General features: G+C 68.0%; 21 protein-coding genes. 13 read left to right on the forward strand and 8 right to left on the reverse strand.

Annotated features, from left to right (window positions below; translation table 11 throughout):
* Positions 1–2: 2 nt before the first annotated feature.
* The 10 genes from nuoF to DFR72_RS19005 are packed head-to-tail and all read left to right on the forward strand — an operon-like array spanning position 3 to position 12,857.
* A complete protein-coding gene (nuoF, locus tag DFR72_RS18960) occupies positions 3–1,301 on the forward strand; it encodes an NADH-quinone oxidoreductase subunit NuoF (protein WP_090065932.1) in 1,299 nt (432 codons plus the stop codon).
* Complete coding sequence (locus DFR72_RS18965) at positions 1,298–3,763, forward strand: NADH-quinone oxidoreductase subunit G (RefSeq protein WP_090065931.1); 2,466 nt, start codon at positions 1,298–1,300, stop codon at positions 3,761–3,763. Before nuoF ends, DFR72_RS18965 begins: the two co-directional genes overlap by 4 nt.
* Before the next feature lie 23 nt (positions 3,764–3,786).
* Entirely contained in the window at positions 3,787–5,082 is a 1,296-nt protein-coding gene (gene nuoH / locus DFR72_RS18970) for an NADH-quinone oxidoreductase subunit NuoH (protein ID WP_090066311.1), read from the forward strand.
* Between the two features lie 2 nt (positions 5,083–5,084).
* A complete protein-coding gene (nuoI, locus tag DFR72_RS18975) occupies positions 5,085–5,600 on the forward strand; it encodes an NADH-quinone oxidoreductase subunit NuoI (RefSeq protein ID WP_090065930.1) in 516 nt (171 codons plus the stop codon).
* 5 nt (positions 5,601–5,605) lie between these two features.
* Positions 5,606–6,448 (forward strand): NADH-quinone oxidoreductase subunit J, encoded by an 843-nt coding sequence (locus DFR72_RS18980; RefSeq protein WP_245983178.1) that lies wholly within the window; start codon positions 5,606–5,608, stop codon positions 6,446–6,448.
* Complete coding sequence (gene nuoK / locus DFR72_RS18985) at positions 6,445–6,744, forward strand: NADH-quinone oxidoreductase subunit NuoK (RefSeq protein WP_030473209.1); 300 nt, start codon at positions 6,445–6,447, stop codon at positions 6,742–6,744. Before DFR72_RS18980 ends, nuoK begins: the two co-directional genes overlap by 4 nt.
* 10 nt (positions 6,745–6,754) lie before the next feature.
* Complete coding sequence (gene nuoL, locus DFR72_RS18990; RefSeq protein WP_090065929.1) at positions 6,755–8,692, forward strand: NADH-quinone oxidoreductase subunit L; 1,938 nt, start codon at positions 6,755–6,757, stop codon at positions 8,690–8,692.
* The gene (locus DFR72_RS18995; RefSeq protein WP_090065928.1) at positions 8,689–10,257 is read left to right on the forward strand and encodes an NADH-quinone oxidoreductase subunit M; all 1,569 of its coding nucleotides are present in this window, start codon (positions 8,689–8,691) and stop codon (positions 10,255–10,257) included. Before nuoL ends, DFR72_RS18995 begins: the two co-directional genes overlap by 4 nt.
* 1 nt (position 10,258) lies before the next feature.
* The gene (nuoN, locus tag DFR72_RS19000; protein ID WP_090065927.1) at positions 10,259–11,836 is read left to right on the forward strand and encodes an NADH-quinone oxidoreductase subunit NuoN; all 1,578 of its coding nucleotides are present in this window, start codon (positions 10,259–10,261) and stop codon (positions 11,834–11,836) included.
* A gap of 55 nt (positions 11,837–11,891) precedes the next feature.
* Positions 11,892–12,857 (forward strand): polyprenyl synthetase family protein, encoded by a 966-nt coding sequence (locus DFR72_RS19005; protein WP_245983179.1) that lies wholly within the window; start codon positions 11,892–11,894, stop codon positions 12,855–12,857.
* On the opposite strand, the gene rarD is transcribed toward DFR72_RS19005, so the two are convergent.
* Positions 12,854–13,780, reverse strand: coding sequence for an EamA family transporter RarD (gene rarD / locus DFR72_RS19010; RefSeq protein ID WP_090065925.1), 927 nt, complete (start codon positions 13,778–13,780; stop codon positions 12,854–12,856). The genes DFR72_RS19005 and rarD overlap by 4 nt on opposite strands.
* 143 nt (positions 13,781–13,923) lie before the next feature.
* On the opposite strand from rarD, the gene DFR72_RS19015 reads away from it, so the two are divergent.
* The gene (locus DFR72_RS19015) at positions 13,924–16,026 is read left to right on the forward strand and encodes a sunset domain-containing protein (RefSeq protein WP_090065924.1); all 2,103 of its coding nucleotides are present in this window, start codon (positions 13,924–13,926) and stop codon (positions 16,024–16,026) included.
* A gap of 67 nt (positions 16,027–16,093) precedes the next feature.
* On the opposite strand, the gene DFR72_RS19020 is transcribed toward DFR72_RS19015, so the two are convergent.
* The 4 genes from DFR72_RS19020 to DFR72_RS19035 all read right to left on the reverse strand — a co-directional run bounded on the left by DFR72_RS19020 (position 16,094) and on the right by DFR72_RS19035 (position 20,389).
* The gene (locus DFR72_RS19020) at positions 16,094–17,143 is read right to left on the reverse strand and encodes a thiamine pyrophosphate-dependent enzyme (RefSeq protein ID WP_090065923.1); all 1,050 of its coding nucleotides are present in this window, start codon (positions 17,141–17,143) and stop codon (positions 16,094–16,096) included.
* A complete protein-coding gene (locus DFR72_RS19025) occupies positions 17,140–18,978 on the reverse strand; it encodes a 2-oxoacid:acceptor oxidoreductase subunit alpha (protein WP_090065922.1) in 1,839 nt (612 codons plus the stop codon). Before DFR72_RS19025 ends, DFR72_RS19020 begins: the two co-directional genes overlap by 4 nt.
* A 211-nt stretch (positions 18,979–19,189) precedes the next feature.
* A complete protein-coding gene (locus DFR72_RS19030) occupies positions 19,190–19,930 on the reverse strand; it encodes an enoyl-CoA hydratase (protein WP_090065921.1) in 741 nt (246 codons plus the stop codon).
* A 9-nt stretch (positions 19,931–19,939) separates the two neighbouring features.
* Positions 19,940–20,389 (reverse strand): Lrp/AsnC family transcriptional regulator, encoded by a 450-nt coding sequence (locus DFR72_RS19035; RefSeq protein WP_177224552.1) that lies wholly within the window; start codon positions 20,387–20,389, stop codon positions 19,940–19,942.
* Between the two features lie 138 nt (positions 20,390–20,527).
* Here DFR72_RS19035 and ddaH point away from each other — a divergent pair, with 138 nt between their 5' ends.
* Positions 20,528–21,340, forward strand: coding sequence for a dimethylargininase (ddaH, locus tag DFR72_RS19040; protein WP_170176326.1), 813 nt, complete (start codon positions 20,528–20,530; stop codon positions 21,338–21,340).
* A 221-nt stretch (positions 21,341–21,561) separates the two neighbouring features.
* Here ddaH and DFR72_RS19045 read toward each other — a convergent pair whose 3' ends face one another.
* The 3 genes from DFR72_RS19045 to DFR72_RS46965 are packed head-to-tail and all read right to left on the reverse strand — an operon-like array spanning position 21,562 to position 23,745.
* Positions 21,562–23,316, reverse strand: a complete 1,755-nt coding sequence (locus tag DFR72_RS19045) for a tyrosine-type recombinase/integrase (protein WP_090065919.1) — start codon at positions 23,314–23,316, stop codon at positions 21,562–21,564.
* Positions 23,313–23,519, reverse strand: coding sequence for a helix-turn-helix transcriptional regulator (locus DFR72_RS19050; protein WP_090065918.1), 207 nt, complete (start codon positions 23,517–23,519; stop codon positions 23,313–23,315). The genes DFR72_RS19045 and DFR72_RS19050 overlap by 4 nt, the downstream gene beginning before the upstream one ends.
* Complete coding sequence (locus DFR72_RS46965; protein WP_245983186.1) at positions 23,500–23,745, reverse strand: hypothetical protein; 246 nt, start codon at positions 23,743–23,745, stop codon at positions 23,500–23,502. Before DFR72_RS46965 ends, DFR72_RS19050 begins: the two co-directional genes overlap by 20 nt.
* Before the next feature lie 16 nt (positions 23,746–23,761).
* Between DFR72_RS46965 and DFR72_RS46970 the strand changes: the two genes are divergently transcribed.
* Positions 23,762–24,034, forward strand: a complete 273-nt coding sequence (locus tag DFR72_RS46970; protein ID WP_245983182.1) for a DUF5131 family protein — start codon at positions 23,762–23,764, stop codon at positions 24,032–24,034.
* Positions 24,035–24,175 lie beyond the last annotated feature (141 nt).

The following is a 24,175-nucleotide window of genomic DNA, read 5'->3' on the forward strand; positions in this document are numbered from 1 at the left end:
CCATGGTTGACCCGCTGACTCCTGTTCTCACCAAGCGCTGGACCGAGCCCAGGTCCTGGACCATCGAGACCTACGAGCGCACCGGTGGCTACACCGCACTGCCCAAGGCGCTCAAGGCCCACCCGGACCAGCTCATCCAGCAGTGCAAGGACTCCGGACTGCGCGGCCGCGGCGGCGCGGGGTTCCCCACCGGCATGAAGTGGGGCTTCATCCCGCAGGGCGACGGCAAGCCGCACTACCTCGTCATCAACGCCGACGAGGGCGAGCCGGGCACCTGCAAGGACATCCCCACGATGATGGCGGACCCGCACTCGCTGATCGAGGGCGTGATCATCACGTCGTTCGCGATCCGCGCGAACTTCGCGGCGATCTACGTCCGCGGCGAGGTCCTGCACTGCATCCGCCGCCTCAACGCGGCGGTGCGCGAGGCGTACGCCAAGGGCTACCTGGGCAAGAACATCCTGGGCAGCGGGTTCGACCTCGACGTGGTGATCCACGCCGGCGCCGGCGCGTACATCTGCGGCGAGGAGACCGCGCTGCTCGACTCGCTGGAGGGCCGTCGTGGCCAGCCGCGGCTCAAGCCGCCGTTCCCCGCGACCTCGGGCCTCTACGCGTCGCCCACCGTGGTGAACAACGTCGAGACCATCGCGTCGGTTCCCTTCATCGTCAACGGTGGCGCGGACTGGTTCCGCGAGATGGGTCGCGACCGGTCGCCCGGTCCGAAGATCTACTCGCTGTCCGGCCACGTCACGCGGCCCGGCCAGTACGAGGCGCCGATGGGCACCACGCTCCGGCAGCTGCTGGACATGGCCGGCGGCATGAAGGACGGCATCCCGCTCAAGTTCTGGACGCCGGGTGGCTCGTCCACCCCGCTGTTCACGGCGGAGCACCTCGACGTGCCGCTGGACTTCGAGGGTGCCGCCGAGGCCGGTTCGATGCTGGGCACCACCGCCCTGCAGATCTTCAACGAGACCGTGTCCGTGCCGTGGGCCGTCATGAAGTGGACGGAGTTCTACAAGCACGAGTCGTGCGGCAAGTGCACGCCGTGCCGCGAGGGCACGTACTGGCTCGTGCAGATCCTGCAGCGGATGGTGGCCGGCAACGGGACGGCGAGCGACATCGACACGTTGCTCGACGTCTGCGACAACATCCTCGGCCGCTCGTTCTGCGCGCTCGGTGACGGTGCGGTCAGCCCGATCACCAGTGGCATCAAGTACTTCAAGGACGAGTTCCTCGCCCTGTGCACCGCGAACTCTCCCAAAAATGGGGCTAGCACCGTCCTGGCTGGAGCGAACGCATGACCATCGCGCCTGACAAGCCCACTGAGGCTGAGGTCGTTGTCCCAGAAGGACACGTCAAGCTCGTCATCGATGGCGAAACGGTCATCGCGCCGAAGGGCGAGCTGCTGATCCGCACGGCCGAGCGTCTCGGCACGGTCATCCCGCGCTTCTGCGACCACCCGCTGCTGGAGCCCGCGGGCGCCTGCCGCCAGTGCCTCGTCGAGGTGGAGATGGGCGGCCGGCCGATGCCGAAGCCGCAGGCCTCCTGCACGATGACGGTCGCGGACGGCATGGTCGTGAAGACCCAGCTGACGTCGCCGGTCGCGGACAAGGCCCAGCAGGGTGTGATGGAGCTGCTGCTCATCAACCACCCGCTGGACTGCCCGATCTGCGACAAGGGCGGTGAGTGCCCGCTGCAGAACCAGGCGATCGCCCACGGCCGCAGCGACTCCCGCTTCCACGAGCACAAGCGGACGTTCCCGAAGCCGATCAACATCTCGACGCAGGTGTTGCTCGACCGCGAGCGTTGCGTGCTCTGCCAGCGCTGCACCCGGTTCTCCGCGCAGATCGCCGGCGACCCGTTCATCGAACTGCTCGAGCGCGGCTCGCAGCAGCAGATCGGTGTGGCGCAGGACAAGCCGTTCCAGTCGTACTTCTCGGGCAACACCATCCAGATCTGCCCGGTCGGTGCCCTGACGAGCGCCGCCTACCGCTTCCGCGCCCGGCCGTTCGACCTCGTGTCGACGCCGAGCATCTGCGAGCACTGCTCGTCGGGTTGCGCCGAGCGCACCGACTGGCGGCGCGGCAAGGTGCAGCGCAAGCTCGCCGGCGACGACCCGCAGGTCAACGAGGAGTGGATCTGCGACAAGGGCCGGTTCGCCTTCCGCTACGCCACGACCGGCGACCGCATCAAGCGGCCGCTGGTGCGCGACGCGGCGTCCGGTGAGCTGCGCGAGTCGTCCTGGACCGAGGCGCTGCAGGTCGCGGCGGCCGGTCTCGCGGCGGCGCGTGACGCGAACGGCGTCGGTGTCCTCACGGGCGGCCGGCTGACCGTCGAGGACGCCTACGCGTACTCGAAGTTCGCCCGGATCGCGTTGCACACCAACGACATCGACTTCCGCGCCCGGCCGCACAGCGCCGAGGAGCTGGAGTTCCTGTCCGGCACCACGGTGTTCACGAACCCGGACAACGGCGTCACCTTCCAGGGCATCGAGTCCGCACCGGCCGCGCTGCTGGTCGCGTTCGAGCCCGAGGAGGAGGCGCCGATCGTCTTCCTGCGCCTGCGCAAGGCCGCTCGCAAGGGCACCACGAAGGTCTTCCACCTCGGCCAGTTCACGACCCCGGCCGTGGAGAAGACGTTCGGCACGCTGCTCGCCTGCGTGCCCGGTGCCGAGGCGAACGCCATCAACGCGTTGCCGGAGCACGCTTCCGACGTCGTCGAGCTGCTGTCCAAGCCCGGTGCGGTGATCCTGGTCGGTGAACGCGCCGCCGTGATCCCCGGCGCGTTCACCGCGGTCGCACGCCTGGCCGAGCGCACGGGTGCCCAGGTCGCGTGGATTCCCCGCCGTGCCGGTGAGCGCGGCGCGCTCGCGGTCGGTGCCACGCCGAACCTGCTGCCCGGCGGCCGCCACGTCGCGAACGCCGTGGCGCGCACCGAGGTCGAGCGCACCTGGGGCGTCGAGGAGGGCTCGCTGCCCGCGACGCCCGGCCGCGACACCACGGGCATCCTCGAAGCCGCCGCGAACGGCGAGCTGTCCGGTCTGCTGGTCGGCGGCGTCGACCCGTTCGACCTGCCGGACCCGCGGCTCGCGGAGAAGGCGTTGGCAGGAGCCGGTTTCATCGTGAGCCTGGAGCTGCGGCCGAGCGCGGTCACCGCGCACGCGGACGTCGTGCTCCCGATCGCCCCGGCGGTCGAGAAGTCCGGCAGCTACCTCAACTGGGAGGGCCGCCGCCGCGAGTTCGGCACGACCCTCGACGGCACCAGCGCCCTGCCGGACTGCCGCGTGCTCGACACCCTCGCGGTGGAGATGGACGCGGACCTGTTCACGCAGACGCCCGCCGCCTCGGCCGCCGACCTGGCGCGTCTGGGCGAGGGCTCGCCGAGCGGTTCGTCGCTCAACGTCGCCGCGCCGCTGGTCTCCCCGGCCGGCCCCGGCAAGGCCGTGCTCGCCACGTGGCACCGCCTGCTCGGCAACGGTTCGCTGCAGGTGGACGAGCCGCACCTCGCCGGTACGGCACGCCCGGTCGTCGCGAAGATCGCCGAGGTCACCGCGCAGCAGTTCGGACTGGAGACCGGCGGCTACGTGACGGTCTCCACCGAGCGTGGCGCGATCACGCTCCCGGTCGAGACCGACGACCTGCCCGAGGGCGTCATCTGGCTGCCCACCAACTCGGGTGACGTGACCGTCCGGGCCACTCTCGGCGCGGGCCACGGCTCGATCGTCTCCGTCAGCGGAGAATCTTCCTTTGGGGTGACGTCATGACCCACCACGTCCACGCAGCGGAGATCGGCGAAACCGCCAAGCTCCTCGCGGACGACCCGTTCTGGCTGATCCTGATCAAGGTCGTCGCGATCTTCGCGTTCCTCGTGGTCATGACTCTGTTCATGATCAACTGGGAGCGCAAGGTCGTGGGGCGGATGCAGCAGCGTCCCGGCCCCAACCGCGTGGGCCCGAACGGCTGGTTGCAGTCGCTCGCGGACGGTCTCAAGCTCGCGTTCAAGGAAGACATCCGCCCCGTCCTCGCGGACAAGTGGGTCTTCTTCCTCGCGCCGGTGATCTCGTGCATCCCCGCGTTCCTCGCGTTCTCGGTGATCCCGCTCGCGGGCGAGGTCAACTTGTTCGGCGAGCAGACCGCGCTGCAGCTCGTCGACCTCCCGGTCGGCGTGCTGGTGGTGCTCGCCTGCTCCTCGATCGGCGTCTACGGCATCGTGCTGTCCGGCTGGGCCTCCGGCTCGCCGTACCCGCTGCTGAGCTCGCTGCGCGCCGCGGCACAGGTGATCTCCTACGAGATCGCGATGGGCCTGTCGATCGTCGCGGTGATCATGTTCACCGGCTCCATGTCGACCGGTGACATCGTCGGCGCGCAGGCGACGACCGTGCTCGGGTTCGCGCCCGGCTGGTTCGGCCTCCTGCTGTTCCCCAGCTTCGCGATCTACGTCGTGTCGATGGTCGGCGAGACCAACCGCGCCCCGTTCGACCTCCCCGAGGCCGAGTCGGAGCTCGTCGGTGGTTTCCACACGGAGTACAGCTCGCTGAAGTTCGCGCTGTTCTTCCTCGCCGAGTACGTCAACATGGTGACCGTCTCGGCGCTCGCGACCACGCTCTTCCTCGGCGGCTACCACGCCCCGTGGAGCGGCGAGTTCATGAACACCGGCTGGTGGGGCCTGCTCTGGTTCGTCATCAAGACGCTGAGCTTCCTCTTCCTCTTCATCTGGCTGCGCGGCACGCTTCCCCGCCTGCGCTACGACCAGTTCATGAAGCTGGGCTGGAAGGTGCTGGTCCCGACCAGCCTCGTCTGGATCATGGCCGTCGCGGTCATCCGCACCGGCGCGATCCAGCAGCTCTCCACGGCGCAGCGGCTCATCGCGCTGGGCGTGGTCGTCGGCCTCGTGCTGCTGGTCTCGTTCCTGCTGCCGGACAAGAAGGTCCAGGACACCAAGGGCGTTCCGCTCGCGGGTTCCGGCTTCCCCGTGCCGCCGCTCGACCTCGTCGTTCCCAAGGCCGCGCCCAAGCGCAAGGTCAAGGTCGCCAACATCCCCGCGGACAAGGCAGCCGTCACCACCGGTAAGGAGGCTGAGTAGGGATGTTCGAGTCCCTGAAAGGCTTCGGAGTCACCTTCGGCACCATGTTCAAGAAGGTGGTGACGGAGGAGTACCCCGAGGTCAAGAAGGTGACCGCGCCGCGGTTCCACGGCCGTCACCAGCTGAACCGGCACCCGGACGGTCTGGAGAAGTGCGTCGGCTGCGAGCTGTGCGCGTGGGCCTGCCCGGCGGACGCGATCTTCGTCGAGGGTGGCGACAACACCGAAGAGGCACGCTTCTCTCCCGGTGAGCGCTTCGGTGCCGACTACCAGATCAACTACCTGCGCTGCATCGGCTGCGGCCTGTGCATCGAGGCGTGCCCGACGCGTTCGCTCACGATGACGAACGAGTACGAGCTCGCCGACGACAACCGCCAGGACCTGATCTTCACCAAGGAGGACCTGCTCGCCCCGCTGCTGCCCGGCATGGAGCAGCCGCCGCACCCGATGCGGCTCGGCGAGAACGAGCAGGACTACTACGTCAACGGGCCGCGCCTCGCGAAGGAGGCTCAGCAGTGAGCCTCCTGACGTTCCTCGCGCAGCAGCAGCCCGAACCGGTGCAGCGCGTGGTCGACACCGTGACCACCGGCGAGGCGGTCACCTTCTGGGTGCTCGGCCCGCTCGCGCTGGCCGGTGCGCTCGGCATGCTCTTCGCGCGCAACGCCGTGCACTCCGCGTTGTGGCTCGTCGTGACGATGCTCAGCCTCGGTGTGCTGTACATGGTCCAGCAGGCGCCGTTCCTCGGCTTCGTGCAGATCATCGTCTACACCGGCGCGATCATGATGCTGTTCCTGTTCGTGCTGATGATGGTCGGCCGCGACAGTTCGGACTCCGTCGTCGAAGTGATCCGCGGCCAGCGGCTCGCGGCCGCACTGCTCGGCATCGGGTTCGCCGTGATCCTGGTCGGCTCGGTCGGCCGCGCGCTGAACGGTGTCGACGCCCGCGGCCTGGCCGAGGCGAACACCACGAACGGTGGCAACGTCGGCAACATCGGCCAGAAGCTCTTCACGGACTACCTGTTCGCGTTCGAGCTCACGTCGGCGCTGCTGATCACCGCCGCTCTCGGCGCGATGATCCTGGCCTTCGTCGGCCGCGACGGGAAGCCCGCCAAGAAGACGCAGAAGGAACTCGTCGAGGAGCGCTTCCAGGACGGCAGCCGGGTCGGCTCGCTGCCCGGCCCCGGTGTCTTCGCCACCGCCAACTCGGTGGCCACCCCCGCCCTGCTGCCCGACGGCAGCGTGGCGGAGGAGTCGCTGTTCGAGGTCATCGAGGCGACCGACAAGTCCACGCTGTCGGACGACGTCGCCGACGTGGCCGGCACCGGGCACCAGGCCGACGCGCACGCGCTCAAGGGAAGTGAGTCGTGACTCCCACGTACTACCTGCTGCTGTCGGCACTGTTGTTCAGCATCGGCGCCGTCGGCGTTCTGGTGCGCCGCAACGCCATCGTGGTCTTCATGTGCGTCGAGCTCATGCTCAACGCGGTCAACCTGAGCCTCGTGACGTTCGCGCGGATCAACGGCTCGCTCGACGGTCAGGTGATGGCGTTCTTCGTGATGGTCGTCGCCGCGGCGGAGGTCGTCGTCGGCCTCGCGATCATCATGTCCATCTTCCGGACGCGTCGCTCGGCCTCGGTCGACGACTCGAACCTGCTGAAGTACTGAGGGGTCACCGGTGACGGAACCTGTTGTCGCCAGCGGGGTCGCGAGCTTCGCCTGGTTGTTGCTCGCGCTGCCCGCGTTCGGTGCGGCGGTGCTGTTGGTCAGTGGCAGGCGCGCCGACAAGTGGGGCCACCTGCTCGGCAGCGCCACGCTGCTGGCGTCGTTCGGCTACGCGCTCGCGCTGTTCTTCTCCACGGTCGGTGTCTCCAACCCCGAGGGGCGGGTGCAGAACCTGCACCTGTGGGACTGGATCGACGTCAACGCGCTGACCGTCGAGTTCGGACTGCGGATCGACCCGCTGTCGCTCACGTTCGTGCTGCTGATCACCGGTGTGGGCTCGCTGATCCACATCTACTCGATCGGTTACATGGCGCACGAGGAAGGCAGGCGGAAGTTCTTCGCCTACCTCAACCTCTTCGTGTCCGCGATGCTCCTGCTGGTGCTGGGCAACGGCTTCGTGACCCTGTACTTCGGCTGGGAGGGCGTCGGTCTCGCCTCGTACCTGCTGATCGGCTGGTACCAGTACAAGCCGGAAGCGGCGTCGGCGGCCAAGAAGGCCTTCCTGATGAACCGCGTCGGTGACCTGGGCCTCGCCATCGCGATCTTCCTGATGTTCAACAAGCTCGGGACGACGCAGTACACCGAGGTCTTCAGCCGCGTCAGCGAGTTCTCCTCCGCCGAGGTCCTCGCGATCACGCTGCTGCTGCTCCTGGGCGCCTGCGGCAAGTCCGGTCAGTTCCCGCTCCAGGCCTGGTTGCCGGACGCGATGGCCGGCCCGACCCCGGTGTCCGCACTGATCCACGCGGCGACCATGGTCACCGCGGGCGTGTACCTGATCGCCCGCTCCAACCCGCTCTACAACCTGAGCGAGGACGGCCGCCTGGTCGTCATGATCATCGGTGCCGTCACGCTGCTGATCGGCTGCATCATCGGTTGCGCCTACGACGACTTCAAGAAGGTCCTGGCGTACTCGACGGTCTCGCAGATCGGTTACATGATCCTCGCGGTGGGCCTCGGCCCGATCGGGTACGCGCTGGGCATCATGCACCTGCTGACGCACGGCTTCTTCAAGGCCGGGCTCTTCCTCGGTGCCGGTTCGGTCATGCACGGCATGAACGACGAGGGCAACATCCGCCGGATGGGCGGGCTCTACAAGTTCCTGCCGATCACCTTCGTCACCTGGACGCTCGGCTACCTCGCGCTGATCGGCATCCCGCCGTTCGCGGGCTACTTCTCGAAGGACGCCATCATCGCGGCGGCGTTCACCGGGGAGGGCTGGCGCCCGTACGTCTTCGGTGGTGTCGCACTGCTCGGTGCCGCGCTGACCGCGTTCTACATGACGCGCCTGCTGATCCTCGTCTTCCTGGGCAAGCCCCGCTGGAAGGAACTGAAGTCCGAGGACGGCCGCGAGTACCACCCGCACGAGTCCCCGCTGACGATGACCGTTCCGATGATCATCCTCGCGGTCGGCTCGATCGGTGGCGGCTGGTTCCTCTCCTCCGGCGGGCGTCTGGCCGGCTGGCTGGAGCCCTCGCTGGGCGAGCTGAAGGAAGAGCACGGCGTCATCTCGCACGGCATGGTCGGGATCCTGACCGTCGTCCTCGCGCTGCTGGGCGCCGGACTCGCGTTCCTGCTCTTCGGCCGCCGCAAGCAGCCGGTCGAGCGACCGGTGCGGGTGGCCTGGCCGGTGCGCGCGGCCCGTGCGGACCTCTACGGCAACGCACTGAACGAGGCCCTCTTCGCGCGGCCGGGCACCTGGCTCACCCGCGCGCTGGTGTTCCTCGACCTGAAGGGCGTCGACGGTGCTGTCAACGGCACCGCGGCGCTGCTCGGCGGTAGCTCCGGCCGGTTGCGCAGGCTGCAGACCGGGTTCGTCCGCTCCTACGCACTGTCCATGCTGCTGGGCTCGATCTTCGTGCTCGGGGCGCTCCTGGTGGTGAGGTTCTCGTGACCTGGGTTCTGATCGCACTGCTGGTGGTGCCGCTGGTCGGCGCCCTGGTGGTGGCGTTCCTGCGCAAGGACGACAAGAAGGCCAAGCTCGTCGCGCTGGCGTTCTCGCTCGTCGAGCTCGTGCTCGCCGGTCTGCTGTGGTTCGCCTACGACCCGGACGGCGACCGCATCCAGCTCGCCTCGGGCGTGGACTGGATCCCGGCGTTCGGCGTGCGGCTGCAGTTCGGCATCGACGGCATCGCGCTGGTGATGATCGCGGTCATCGCGCTGCTGATCCCGCTGGTGATCGGTGCCGGCTGGACCGAGAAGCTGCCCGCCGGCCGTTCGCAGGGCGGGTACCTCTCGCTGATCCTCATCCAGGAGGCCGTGACGGTCGCGGTGTTCGCCGCCACCGACGTCTTCCTGTTCTACGTGCTCTTCGAAGTCATGCTGATCCCGATGTACTTCCTGATCGGCGGCTACGGCGGCGCGCGCAGGCAGTACGCGGCGGTCAAGTTCTTCCTCTACTCGTTCCTCGGCGGCCTGATCATGCTGGCCTCCGCCATCGGCGCGTACGCGATGGCGTCGGACGAGCTGGGCAAGGGCACGTTCGACTGGGCGACGCTGGTGAAGGTGGTCAGCGACGCCGACTCGACGACGCAGACCTGGCTGTTCCTCGGCTTCTTCCTGGCGTTCGCGATCAAGGCGCCGCTCGTGCCGTTCCACACCTGGCTGCCTGACGCCGCGGCCGAGGCGCCCATCGGCGTCACGGTGATCGTCGTCGGCATCCTGGACAAGGTCGGCACGTTCGGCATGCTGCGCTACCTGCTGCCGATGTTCCCGGAGGCGTCGAAGAACCTGGCGCCGTACGTGCTCGTGCTAGCGGTGGCCGGTGTCCTCTATGGATCGCTGCTCGCCACGGGCCAGCGGGACATGAAGCGGTTCCTGGCCTACGTCTCGATCGCCCACTTCGGCTTCATCGCGCTCGGCATCTTCTCGTTCACGTCGCAGGCGGGCGTGGGCTCGGTGTCGTACATGCTCAACCACTCGATCTCGACCGGCATGCTGATCCTCGTGGTCGGCATGGTGATCGCGCGCGGTGGTTCGTCGCTGATCTCCGACTACGGCGGCATGTCGAAGGTGGCCCCGCTGCTCGCGGGCATGCTGCTGCTGGCGGGTCTGACCACGCTGTCGCTGCCGGGCACGAACTCGTTCGTCTCGGAGTTCCTGGTGCTGATCGGCTCGTTCCCGACGCGGCCGGTGTTCACGATCATCGCGACGGTCGGCATGGTGCTCGCGGCGCTCTACGTGCTGTGGCTCTACCAGCGGATCATGACCGGCCCGCTGCGCGGCGACGCGCTGATCGGTGCGGCCGCCGGACCGGGCGCCGTCGGCGACCCGGAGAAGAAGACGGCCATCGGCGACCTCTCGAAGCGCGAGATCGCCGTGCTGGCACCGCTCGTTGTCATCGTGCTGGCGCTCGGGTTCTACCCGCAGCCGGTGCTCGACGTCATCACCCCGACTGTGGGGGCGACGCTGACCGAGGTCGGCGTGACCGACCCGGTCACCGTGCAGGAAGGCAAGTGACGTGAACCTTCTCGTCGCTCAGGCGCAACAGATCGAGGCGCCGGAGATCCATTACGGCGCCATCGCGCCGCTGCTGATCGTGCTCGGTGCGGCGTGCATCAGCGTGCTGCTGGAAGCGTTGCTGCCCAAGCACCAGCGGTGGGCCGTGCAGCTCGTGCTCACGCTCCTGACCCTGGTCGGCGCCGTCGGCTCGCTGATCCTCTACGCGACGTCGGAGCGTCCCGAGCAGGGCGTGGCGACGCTGGCGGGGGCGATCGCGGTCGACTCGCCGTCGCTGTTCCTGTGGGCCACGTTGCTGGTGCTGGGCTTCGGCTCGGTGCTGTTGATCGCCGACCGCTCGGTGGAGCCGGGTGGCGCGTTCGTGGCGCAGGCCGCGATCCGTCCCGGCACCGTGCAGGACCGCGCGCAGGCGACGAAGACCGGCATGCAGACCGAGGTCTTCCCGCTCACGCTGTTCGCGCTCGGCGGCATGATGACCTTCGTCGCGGCGAACGACCTGCTGACGATGTTCATCGCGCTGGAAGTCCTGTCGCTGCCGCTGTACCTGTTGTGCGGCCTGGCTCGCCGCCGTCGCCTGCTCTCGCAGGAAGCGGCCGTGAAGTACTTCCTGCTCGGCGCTTTCGCCTCCGCGTTCTTCCTCTACGGCGTGGCCCTGCTGTACGGCTACGCGGGTTCGGTGAAGCTCTCGGCCATCGCGACCGCCGCCGGCGGCACGGACCGTTCCGACACGCTGCTGTTCGCGGGCTTCGGCCTGCTGGTGGTGGGCCTGCTGTTCAAGGCCGCCGTCGGCCCGTTCCACTCCTGGACCCCGGACGTGTACCAGGGCGCGCCGACGCCGGTGACGGCGTTCATGGCCGCGTGCACCAAGGTCGCCGCGTTCGGCGGCATCCTGCGCGTGCTCACGGTGGCGTTCGAGAACACGCAGTGGGAATGGCGTGGCGTGCTCTACGGCGTCGCGGTCGTCTCGATGGTGATCGGCGCGATCCTCGGCCTCACCCAGACCGACGTGAAGCGCATGATCGCGTACTCCTCGGTGGCGCACGCGGGCTTCCTGCTGATCGGCTCGATCGCGCTGACCCCCGAGGGCGACAACCCCGGTGTGAGCGCGACCATGTTCTACCTGCTGGCGTACGGCTTCACCACGATCGCCGCGTTCGGCATCGTGTCGCTGGTCCGCAACTCGGACGGCGAGGCGACGCACCTGTCGCAGTGGGCGGGTCTCGCGAAGCGGTCGCCGATCGTGGCGGCCACCTTCACGTTCCTGCTGCTGGCCCTGGCCGGCATTCCGCTGACGTCCGGCTTCATCGGCAAGTTCGTCGTGTTCAGCGCGGCGATCGAGGCCGGCCTGACGCCGCTCGTGGTGATCGCCCTGGTGGCCTCGGCCGTCGCGGCGTTCTTCTACCTGCGGGTGATCGTGCTGATGTACTTCAGCGACCCGGCCCCGGACGGCCCGACCGTGACGGTGCCCGGCGCGTTCACCACGATCGCGATCACGCTGGGCGCGGTGGTGACCTTGGTGCTCGGTTTGTGGCCCACGTTCGTGCTCGATTGGGCGGGTACCGGCTCCTTCCTCAGCTAGGTGTACGTAGTCTGCTGGTGTGACCAGTAGCGAGCATGAGGGACCGGGGTTCGCGTTGGTGGACCCCGTGCTCACCGAGGTAGTCCAGGACGGCCTGGCCGAGGTGGAGCGCATCCTGCACGACGTCGTGCAGAGCGAGTTCCACCCGGTCACGGAAACCTCGCTTCACCTTGTGGAGGCGGGCGGGAAGCGCATCCGCCCGCTCTTCACACTGCTCGCATCGCAGTTCGGCGCCGACTGGGACCGGGAAAAGGTCATCAAGGCGGCCGCTGTGGTCGAGCTCACCCACCTCGCGACGCTCTACCACGACGACGTCATGGACGAGGCGACCATGCGCCGCGGAGCGGTCTCCGCGAACGTCAAGTGGGACAACAGCATCGCGATCCTGACCGGCGACTTCCTCTTCGCCCACGCGTCCCGCCTCACCGCCGACCTGGGCACGGACGCGGCGCGGATCATCGCGGAGACCTTCTCGGTCCTGGTGACCGGTCAGATGCGCGAGACCGTCGGCCCGAAGCCCGGCGAGGACGCGATCTCCCACTACCTCAAGGTGATCGAGGAGAAGACGGGCGTCCTGATCGCCACCGCGGCCAGGTTCGGCGGCATGTTCTCCGACGCGACCGAGGAGCAGACGGACGCGCTGCGCCGCTACGCCGAGGTGATCGGGGCGGCGTTCCAGATCTCCGACGACGTCATCGACATCGCGTCGCCGTCCGTCGAGTCGGGCAAGACCCCCGGCACCGACCTGCGCGAGGGCGTGAAGACGCTGCCGATGCTCTACGCGCTGGCGGATCCGTCCGAGACGCGCCTGGCCGAACTGCTGGCCGGCCCGATCACCGACGACGAGCTGGTGGCCGAGGCCCTGCTCCTGCTGCGCAAGTCCTCCGGCATGGACAAGGCCCGCGAGACCCTCGACGACTACGCGGACCGGGCCCGCACGGAACTCGGCAAGCTGCCGGAGTGCGCCGCCCGTGACGCCCTCGAAGAGCTCGCGGTGTACGTCGTGGAGCGTTCTCGTTAGTTGCTGACCGGCGCGAGCGTCTGCTTGCGCCGGTTCTTCAGCGCGTCGAACGTGAAGATCGCCAGGGCCAGCCACACCAGTGCGAACCCGATCCACCGGCTGGTCGGCATCGGTTCGTGCACGACGAACACGCCCCACGCGAACTGCAGCACCGGAGCGAGGTACTGCAGCATGCCCATCGTGATCAGCGGAATCCGCTGCGCTCCCGCGCCGAACAGCACCAGCGGGATCGCCGTGACGATGCCGGTGCTCAGGATCAGCAGGGTGTGGCCGGTGCCTTCGGTGGTGAAGGTGTTCGCGCTGCCGAGGACGAGCAGGTAGACCACCGCGAACGGGACGATCACGACGCTCTCCGCGGTGAGGCTGGTGATGGCGTCCAGCGGCACCTTCTTCTTCAGCAGCCCGTAGACGCCGAACGAGCAGGCCAGGATCAGCGAGATGATCGGCAGCCTGCCGTAGTCGACGGTGAGCACGATCACAGCGACGATGACCACAGCGATCGCTACGGTCTGCGGCAACCGCACGCGTTCCTTCAGGAAGATCATTCCGAGCGCCACGCTCACCAGTGGCGTGATGAAGTAGCCGAGCGCCGCTTCCACGACGTGGTGGCTGTTGACCGCGTAGATGTAGGTGCCCCAGTTCACCGTGATCAACACGGCCGCTGCGGTAACGATCAGCCAGCCTTTTCCTGATAGTTCGAGGAAAGGCCGCCACCGTCGGAGGATCATGACGACGATGGCGAGCGTGACGAACGACCAGACGATCCGGTGCGCGAGCACCTCGATCGGCTGGGCGGGTACGAGGAGTGGCCAGTACGCCGGGAACAAGCCCCAGAGGACGTAGGCGAGTGCGCCGTACGTGAGCCCTCGCCCCTGGGTGTGAACTTCTTGCGAAGTGATGGCCGAGGTTGTCAGAGGGGGCACAAAATCCCACTCTACGCTGGGCTTTCCACCCGTTATTTGCGCTGAACGGCGTAGTGACGGAGCATCATCAAAGGCACTGTAGTTTGGCCGTGCTCACCCTTCCGAGTGAGTGGGGTCGGTGTGGTCGTAGAAGGGGCTTACCCGTGAACATCTTCGGGCAGGTCTGGCTGTGGAGCCTGCTGTCCTTCGTTGCGGGAGTACTGCTCACCTGGTTGGTGATGGTGCGCCCCGCACGCAAGCAGATTGCCGACCTGGATGATCAACTTCTCGATGCGCGCCGGAGCTCCGCACCGGTAGCGGCGGCTGTTCCCGTCGACGACTTCGTGGTCGACGAGTGGGACGCGCCGCCGCCGCGCTCGCTGAGCGACGACGTGCTGACGCCGCCCACGGCGGTGCCGGCACTACCGCCCGCTCCCGCGCCGTACCAGGAGCCGCCCGCGTACTTCGGTGAGCCCGTGCCGGCTCCCGCTCCGCCGCCGCTGCACGTTCCGCCGCTGCCGGTCGTCGAGGAGCCCGAGCAGACGCCTCACGAGCGGGCCCCGTACGAGCAGACGCCGTACGAGCACGAGTCGTTCGAGCAGGAGTCGCCCGAGACGACCACCTTCGAGGTCCAGCACGAGCCGGAGCCCGAGGAGGAGCCGGCCGCACAGGTTCGCCAGTACCTCGAGCCCGAAGAGGCGCAGCGCCGCTTCGAGGAGCAGCTGGCCGAGCAGAAGGCACTCGCCGACGCCGAGGACGACCGTCCCCGTTCGCTGTTCGAGCGACTCGGGCCAGGGGAAGTCCCCGCCGAGACGCCGGCCGAGCAGACGACGGTCCTGTCGCAGTCCGGCCTGGAGGCAGCGGACTTCGACGAGGAGCCCGAACTCCCGTCCGAGCGGACGTCGCACGTGCCCCTGGTCGCCGAGCCCGGCGCGCCGGCCAGCGTGCCGACCGCGGGGCCGGAGGTCGACGAGCAGTCCGACGACTTCATCTACCAGCCGCGCGAGGCGTGGGCTCAGGACGAGCCGGAGACGTACCTCGACGAGGCCGCCGAGCAGGAGGACGAGCCCGCCGGCACCCGCTCCGAGCAGACGACGTTCATCGCCGTCGAGGAGAGCAGCTGGCCGGACAGCGACCTCACCGGCGAGTACCCCGGCCTGCGCGACGAGATCTCCGGCCAGCTGGACGGGTTCACCGAGCCGCGGTCCGAGGCGGAGCCGGAGTCCCCGGCCGAGCAGACCGGGCTCATCGAGCCGATCGTCGAGCCGGTGGACCTGGACGCGCCGAGCGTGCGCAACGGTGTCTTCGAGTCGACGTTGGCCGAGGAGCAGTACGCCGAGCCCGAGCAGGAGCCCGAGCAGGAGTCCGAAGAGGAGCCTGAACAGGAGTCCGCGCACGAGCAGCGCGAGCAGCGCGAGCCCGAGCGGGTCTTCGAGGAGTTCGTCGAGCCCGAGTACACCGGGTTGTTCTCCCAGCCGTTCATGACGCCGGGCGCCCCGCCGCCCGCGCCGTTCTCGGCGTTCGAGCCGCGGGTGGAGTCCGAGGAGCCCCCGGAGCGTTCGGTCCGCGCCGTCGGTGCCGCGTTCTCCCACGGCACCGAGGCCCCCGCCGCACCGCCCGCTCCGGTCGCGCCCGCTCCGGTCGCCGAACAGCGGCGTTCGCTGTTCGAGCCGCTGCTCGACGCCGACGAGCCGTTGCCGGCGCTCGGCCAGACCCGCAAGCTCCCGGACACCACCAACGACCAGCCGTTCGTGCCGAAGTTCGTGCCGAGCGACGAGCCGCTGCTCGCCGCACCGCCCGAGCCGGAGCCCGAGCCCGTCGACCTGCCGCAGCGCCACACCGAAGCGGGTCTGCCGATCCGCGAGGCCCGGCGCACCACGCCGCAGCGTCAGCAGAGCTTCCCCGCGTTCTCGGCGTTCGAGCAGCCGAAGCAGGAGGCCCCGCCCACGCCGTCGCTCCCGCAGCGCCCGCGTCCGGTCGGCTTCTCGCCGTCCACCGGCGGCCGCCCGAACGGAACGCCCGCGGCACCGGCCCCGGCGCGGTTCCAGCAGCCGGAGGGCTTCAACCCGCGCTCGCCGTTCGGTCCCGGCTCGGTGCTGCCGAAGTCGGACGGCCACGCGCCGGCCGCGGACTTCTCGGTGAAGGCCACGCTCACCGGCCGTCGTTACTACAACGAGGGCTCCGCGAACTTCGTGGAGACGCGCGCGGACGTGTGGTTCCGCACCGAGGCAGACGCGGAGAAGGCCGGATTCCGCCCGGCCCCGTGAGCTAGTACCCAAGGCGACGAAAAGGCCCCCACCGCGTTCGGTGGGGGCCTTTTCGTGGTTCCGGGGTCTAGCCGACCACGGTCCAGGTGTCCTTGCCGTGCAACAGCTTGCTCAGGTCCGCGGCCTTACTGGCCTTGGCCTCGTCGACCTGCGCACGCACTCCGTCGTCGTACGTCGTGCGGTCCGCACGGCGGAACACGCCCGTGACGGTGTGCGTGAGGTCCTGAGTCGACAGCCGCGAGAGCGCGAACGACAGGTTCAGGTCCGACGCGTCGTGCACGACGATGTCGCTCGCGTCCACGTCCGCGGACTTGGCGACCGCGAGCCCGAAGCCCTCGCGCACCACGCAGTACTCGCCCTCACGACCGAACCGGATCGGCTCACCGTCCACGACGTGGATGATCCGCCGCTGTGCCTCGTCCGCGTCCTTCAGCACGTCGAACGCGCCGTCGTTGAAGATGGGGCAGTTCTGGTAGATCTCCACGAGCGCCGAACCGCGGTGTTCCGCAGCCTGGCGCAGCACCGAGGTCAGACCGGCCTTGTCCGAGTCGAGCGCCCGGCCCACGAACGAGGCCTCCGCGCCCAGTGCCAGCGACACCGGGTTGAACGGGTGGTCGACCGAGCCGATCGGCGTCGACTTGGTGACCTTGCCCGGCTCCGAGGTCGGCGAGTACTGGCCCTTGGTGAGGCCGTAGATCCTGTTGTTGAACAGCAGGATCTTGAGGTTCACGTTGCGGCGCAACGTGTGGATCAGGTGGTTGCCGCCGATGGACAGCGCGTCGCCGTCACCGGTCACCACCCACACGCTCAGGTCCGGCCGCGCCACGGCGAGACCCGTGGCGATGGCCGGCGCACGGCCGTGGATGGAGTGCATGCCGTACGTGTTCATGTAGTACGGGAAGCGGGACGAGCACCCGATGCCCGAGACGAACACGATGTTCTCGCGCTTGAGACCCAGCGACGGCAGGAACGACTGCATGGTGTTGAGCACGATGTAGTCGCCACAGCCGGGGCACCAGCGGACTTCCTGGTCCGACTTGTAGTCCCTGGCCGTCTGCTTCTCGTCAGTCGTGGGAACCCCGGTCAGGCCGGGAAGTCCGATGTCGATGGCGGTCACGCCGACACCCCCTTGATCACGTCAGCGAGCACGTCCTGCAGCTCCTCCGCCTTGAAGGGCAGGCCCTGCACCTTGGTGTAGGACACGGCGTCCACCAGGTACTTCGCCCTCAGCAGCAACGCCAGCTGGCCCAGGTTCATTTCCGGCACGATGACCTTCTCGTACGACTTCAGCACGTCACCCAGGTTCTTGGGGAACGGGTTGAGGTGCCGCAGGTGCGCGTGCGCGACCGGGAGGCCGAGCTTGCGGACCCGGCGTGCCGCGGCACCGATCGGGCCGTAGGACGAACCCCAGCCGACGACCAGGACCTTCGCGGTGCCGTCCGGGTCCTCGACCACGACGTCCGGCACCTCGATGCCGTCGATCTTGGCCTGGCGCAGGCGAACCATCTTGTCGTGGTTCTCCGGGTCGTACGAGATGTTGCCGGTGATGTCCTGCTTCTCCAGACCGCCGATGCGGTGCTGCAGACCAGGGGTGCCGGGCACGGCCCACGGACGTGCCAGCGTCTCCGGGTCACGGGAGTAGGGCTGGAAGTTCTCCGGGTCCGTCGCGAACTCGACCGTCAGGTCGGGCAGCGTCTCGACGTCCGGGATCATCCACGGCTCGGAGCCGTTCGCGATCGCGCCGTCGCTCAGGAACAGCACCGGGGTGCGGTACTTGAGCGCGATCCTGGTCGCGTCGACCACCGCGTCGAAGCAGTCCGAGGGGGACTGCGGCGCCACGATCGGCACCGGCGACTCGCCGTTGCGGCCGAACATCGCCTGCAGCAGGTCGGCCTGTTCGGTCTTCGTCGGTAGACCGGTGGACGGGCCACCGCGCTGCACGTCGATCACGAGCAGCGGCAGTTCGGTCATCACGCCGAGACCGATGGTCTCGGACTTCAGCGCGATACCGGGGCCGGACGTCGACGTCACGCCGATCGCGCCGCCGTAGGACGCACCGAGGGCGATGCCGATGCCCGCGATCTCGTCCTCGGCCTGCACCGTGGTGATGTCGAAGTTCTTGTGCTTGCTCAGCTCGTGCAGGATGTCCGACGCCGGGGTGATCGGGTACGTGCCGAGCACGACGGGCAGCTTCGAGAGCTGGGCCGCCGCGACGATGCCGTACGCCGTCGCCGTGTTGCCGGTGATCTGGCGGTAGGTGCCGACGTTGAGCTTCGCGGGCGCCACCTCGTAGGTGACGGCGAAGGCCTCGGTCGTCTCGCCGTAGTAGAAGCCGGCGCGGAACGCCAGGACGTTGGCCTCGGCGATGTCCGGCTTCTTCGCGAACTTCTCGCGCAGGAACCGTTCCGTGCCCTCGGTCGGCCGGTGGTACATCCACGACAGCAGGCCGAGCGCGAACATGTTCTTCGCGCGTTCGGCGTCCTTCTTGCCGAGGCCGGTCTCCTCGAGGGCGCCGATGGTCAGCGTCGCCATGGCGACCTTGTGGACCTGGAACCTCTCGAGCGAGTCGTCCTCGAGCGGGTTCGAGTCGTACCCGACCTTCGTCAGGTTCCGCTTCGAGAACTCGTCGGTGTTGACGATGAGGATGCCGCCGTCCGGCAGGTCGACGACGTTCGCCTTGAGCGCGGCCGGGTTCATCGCGACGAGAACGTCGGGACGGTCACCGGGCGTCAGGATGTCGTAGTCGGCGAAGTGCAGCTGGAACGACGACACACCGGGCAGGGTCCCCTGTGGTGCGCGGATCTCGGCGGGGAAGTTGGGCTGCGTGGCGAGGTCGTTGCCGAACGCCGCCGCTTCCGACGTGAACCGGTCTCCGGTGAGCTGCATACCGTCACCGGAGTCGCCGGCGAAGCGGATCACAACGCGATCCAGCTTGCGGGTCTCAGTGCTCATTCCTACGCCGATACCTCTCTCCAAGGGTGGCCGTGCCCCACCACGAGGGTAGTCGCCAGGACCGCCTGCGAGACGGGCCGTGTACCACCAGGCGAGACGAACTGTCCCATCTGCCGCACCGGGTCCTTAACTCAACGGTAAGCACAGCGCCACCAGCGGATACCCGAATGCGGTAGACGTCACCCTCGATACCTGTTACCCAAGGTAACACTTACCGCCCGCTGATCCGAGCCTTCATCGCGGCAAGCCTCGCAGCGAACTCTGGAGTGTCGATCGAAGCGACCTGTGGGATCAGCTCGAGCGCGACCGCTTCCTCGTGGTCGTGCATTGCATCGGTCGCCCGCATCGTCGCCTTGATGGTCCGGACGAGTTCCGCCGGTGCCTCGGCGGCGGCCTTCGCCAGCTCTTTCGCCACTGCCAGTGGGTCTTCGGCCCTGGCGTAGGCGAGTCCGTGCGCGACGGCCCGGTCGGCGTCGAGGATCTGCCCGAACAACGTCATCGCCGTGGCGGTCTGAGGGCCGACGAGCCGCTGCAGCATCCACGTCATGCCGCCGCCGGGGTGGATGCCGAGCTGCAGGAACCGCGCGTCGAACCGCGCCTTCGGCCCGGCGATCCGGACGTCCGCGGCCAGCGCGAGGTTGAGCCCGGCCCCGACCGCCGCCCCGTTGACCGCGGCGATCGTGGGGATCTTCGCGTTGGCCACGGCGAGGAAGCCCTGGTAGATCCGCTTCAGCCCCTCGTCCTTGGAGTTGCCGAGCTGCGTGAGGTCCGCGCCCGCGCAGAACGCCGGCGGGGCACCCGTGATGACCAGCGCGTTGGCTTCCCGTTCCGCTTCCGCGACCTTGTCCGCGAGCTCCTGCGACAGGTCGATGGTCAGTGCGTTGCGCCGCTCCGGATCGTTGATCGTGATCACGGCAACGGAATCGTGGTGCTCCAGCAGAACCTCAGCCATGCCCGCACCCTAGGGCGCGATCGGCCGGTCCAGCAGCCGGGACAGCACGACCGTCGACACGGTCCGGTCGATGATCTCGACGGCCCTGAGCCGCTCCAGCGCGGTCTCGAGGTGGTGGATGTCCGCGGCCCGCAGGTGCACGATCGCGTCCGCCGCCCCGGACACCGTGTAAGCCGCACTGACCTCGGCCATCGGCTCCAGCCGGTGCTGGATGTCGTGCGGCGCGACGTTCCCCTTGCAGTGCACCTCGACGAACGCCTCGGTACCCCACCCCAGCGCCTCCGGGTCCACCACCGCCGTGAACCCCCGCAACACCCCCGTGTCCAGCAGTTTGTCGACCCGCCGCTTCACCGCGGGAGCACTCAGTCCCACCTCCTTGCCGATCTCCGCGTAGCTGGAACGGGCGTTGGCCATGAGGCACGAAATGATTCGATGGTCGATGCTGTCCACACGCAACATTCTGCCCTAGTTGACGCAATGTCGCGGCGTTGTTCGATGGTCTAACCGCCGTTTACATTTCGATCCATGACCGTATCCATCTCCGGGCCCGGCGAGCCGATCACGCTCGACATCGCCGCACCCCTCGCGCCGACGCGCATGCCGACGACCCGTCGGTACCTGATGTGCCCGCCGACGTACTTCACGGTGGAGTACGCCATCAACCCGTGGATGGATCCCACCCAGCCCACCAGCACAACGCTGGCCGTGGAGCAGTGGACAGCGCTCAAGGAGACCTACGAGCGCCTGGGCCACGACGTACAGGTCATCGAGCCGGTACCGGGCCTGCCGGACATGGTCTTCTCGGCGAACAGCGGCACCGTCATCGACGGCCGAGTCCTGGGCTCCCGCTTCAGGGCCGCGCAACGCTCAGCCGAAGCCGACCACTTCCGCCGCTGGTTCCTCTCATCGGGCTACAAGTCCGTAGTCATGCCCACCGCCGTGAACGAGGCAGAGGGCGACTTCACCTGGACCGGCTCGCTGCTGCTGGCCGGCACGGGCTTCCGCACGGACCCCGGCGCACACGGCGAGGCCCAAGAGGTCCTGGGCGTCCCGGTCGTCTCGCTGCAGCTGGTCGACCCGCGCTTCTACCACCTCGACGTGGCGCTGTTCATGCTCGACGACCAGTCGCCTACTCCTCTGGTCGCGTACTACCCGGAGGCCTTCTCGCCCGGGTCTCAGCGCGTCCTCCGCCGCCTGTTCCCGGACGCGGTCATCGCCAGCGATGCCGACGCGGTGTGCCTCGGGCTGAACGCGGTGTCCGACGGCAAGCACGTCGTCATGCCGGTCGAGGCCACGCATCTGGCCGAGCAGGTGGCGCGGCGCGGGTTCGAGCCCGTGTTCGTGGACATCTCGGAGCTGCGCAAGTCGGGCGGCGGCCCGAAGTGCTGCACGATGGAACTGCGCGGCTAGACCTCGCCCACGCAGTGCCGTTCCATTGTTCCTGTGCGAAGGGCCGAAATGCCGGTTGACCTGCTCAGATGCTGCCAACGACGTCAGCGCCGCCAGGTCACCGTCTGCCGCTAACTGCGTCTGTCTGCCATGGCTCACGGAACATGCACGGAACAGAAAACGCCCCGAGCAAGATCATTGCTCGGGGCGTTCTCATGTGAGCCTACCTGCCAAAACGGTCCTCACTCGGCGTCTTCGCCGTCCTCCTGGTCTTCACGTTCCGCGTTGAAATCGCGGGCCCGCCGTTCGAGGTCTGCGGGGTCGAGCCCCCGGTCCTCCCACTGCATGATCACGGTGACCTCCTGGGCGCCCAGCTCAGCCAACCGCTGAGACGGCCGTTCGCTCCTGGCCGGGGCATCGTGCGGTACCGGCCTTGGGAGGCGGGGGCGGCCCATCAGCCGTTCACGCTCCTTGATCAACGCGGCGTACTGCTGCACAAGATCGTCTTCCATCACAGCCACTTCCCTCTCGGAACCATCGTCCATCTCTTTAGGTATCGGCCGTTGGCGCTCTCGCACCCGGCTCGGCTCGGGACGGATGCCGAGGTGGTCGATTTCGCTGAGCAGTTCCGTGATCTTCTGGTTGGACGTGTCTCGCTGACCGTCCAACACCTTCGCGTAGACCTTCAGCAGGACGTCCACGGTGTGGCCCGCACGCTCCGCTACCTCGGTCGGGGGCACGCCGGCCGCGAGCCACGTCGACACGGCGGCGTGACGGAGGTCATACGGATCTCCCGCGAGCGGCGAGGCGTACTGCTGGGGTGACAGCCCGATCTTGCGCGTCTTCTTCCACGCGTCCGTGTAGACCGTCGCGTTGATCGGCGCTCCGCTGACCTTCCCGCGGAACAAACAGCCGTCCGGCGTGGTGCGGAACGTCGCGAGGTGCAACCTGAGGACGGCCACGAGTTGCGGAGGGATCGGGACGACCCGCACGGCGCCCTCAGCCCGTCGCTTCAGCGTCCGCTCCTCCCACATCTCGCCCGAGTCGGTGTAGCGGCTGTTCGCCCTCGAAGCGGACTTCTCCAGGATCAGTTCGCCCCAGCCGGTCTCAGGGAGCTTGCAGTCCACCTCACGGAGCCGGTTGACCTCGCACGGCCGAAGAGCGGCGTAGTACATCGTCGCGAAGAACCCGTACAGGTAGTCGTACTGGCCAGTGATCGTCCCCGCGTACGTGACGGCCGCCAGGATCTGCCGACCCTGTTTCGGGTTGAGCACCGACCGGGGATCAACCTCGACGTTGCCACGCTGAATCGCGGCCTTCTGGCCGGTGACCGGGTTGGCCACGAGTTGCTCCTTGTCTACCGCGAACTTGAGCAGGTGGTGCAGCACGCCGCGCCGAGTTCGCGTGGTCCACGTGGACGCCTTCTTGCCGCCGAGGTTTCGACCGAGGGAACGCAGCAGGTTCGATATCTCGATCTTGTCCGCCAGCTGCCGGACGGGCCGTGAGTGCGTCGTGATCCAGTCAGCCGCCGCCGATTCGTCCTCGGTCAGTTCCCGCTCTCGGCGGTTCGTGGGCAAGAGGCAGGTGGTCAGAACACGCCGCAACAGGCGTTCGTCCGGTGCGTTCTTGTCTGCGGTGACGAACGCGGCGATTGGTACGGCCAGCGTGTCCACGAGCCGCTTCCGCGTGTTGGCCGCCGCGTCGTCCCACTCGTGATCGATGAACTCTTGAGCCGCCTTCAGGAGCGATCTGGCGACCTTGGCCTTGGCCTCTGACTCAGGAAGCCCAGAGTCAATGTCGAAGGCCTCACCGTTGTTCATGGTTTTGATGAGCTGGTTCCGGCGGTTGTTGGCCAGCGTCTTGGTCCGGTACCACTCGGACTGCTCCTTGCCCGCCGTGATCCAGCGGACGCCGTAGGGCTTGGGCCGTCTCTTGCCGTTCTTGTCCGGCTTGAGGACCTTCAGCTCCCAGACGTTCACCTTGTAGGTGAGGTTCACGCGACCTCACTCCTCAGGTCGAGGAGCCACGCGGTGAAGTCGGCACCAGAGATGCGCAACGACCCGTTTCGCAGCTTGTGCACCACAGGAGCGGCACCGGGGATCTGCCGCCACTTGTAGAACGTGTCCTTCGAGATGCGCATCCGCGCGCAGAACTCGTCTGCCGTCATGAAGTCGTCCGGGTCAGGCAGCTTGGCGGCCATGAGATCCCCCTTCCTGTTCGTACTTGCGTAGGCGTTGCGCCCGGACCCGTTCGGCGATGCTGGCCGCGAGCTCGCGTTCCGCGTCGTTGTCGTGGCCGGACCCGGCGTACTGCCAGTCGTTGACGACGACCACGGCCGCGGGATCGAGTTCGAGGCGCTCGAACATTTCGAGCGTCCGGAACGTGCGTCGTTCCTCTGTAGAGAACGAAGACGTGGTGTCGCGCATCGATCAGCTTCGACAGGTGCCTGCCGCCGTGCGCTTTCTGTCTTGCGAGCCGCTACTTGGCCCGCTGCCCAACCTCGACCTAACCGGTATCGCTTGGGTGATCGTCGATGGAGAATCTGGGCACGGCGCTCGTCCGATGGCGGCGGACTGGGCTACTGACATTCGTGATCAGTGTTTGGCAGCCAACGTCCCGTTCTTCTTCAAGCAGTGGGGCGGTCGGACCCCCAAGGCACAGGGCGCGAGCTTGACGGCCGGCTGTGGGATGAGATGCCACATCGGCTTCGTGTAACGGCCGGATAGTGGCTTGCGGAGGTACGAGCGCGCGGACATCGACTTGATCGAGCTGGTTCCGGCGCTCGGCTGCCGCGCTCATGGACAGCTCGCCGCCTTGGCGGCGTCGACCTGCCCACAGGCTTGCCGACGGAACATG

Source organism: Lentzea flaviverrucosa, from assembly GCF_003350445.1.
Classification (GTDB): Bacteria; Actinomycetota; Actinomycetes; order Mycobacteriales; family Pseudonocardiaceae; genus Lentzea; species Lentzea californiensis.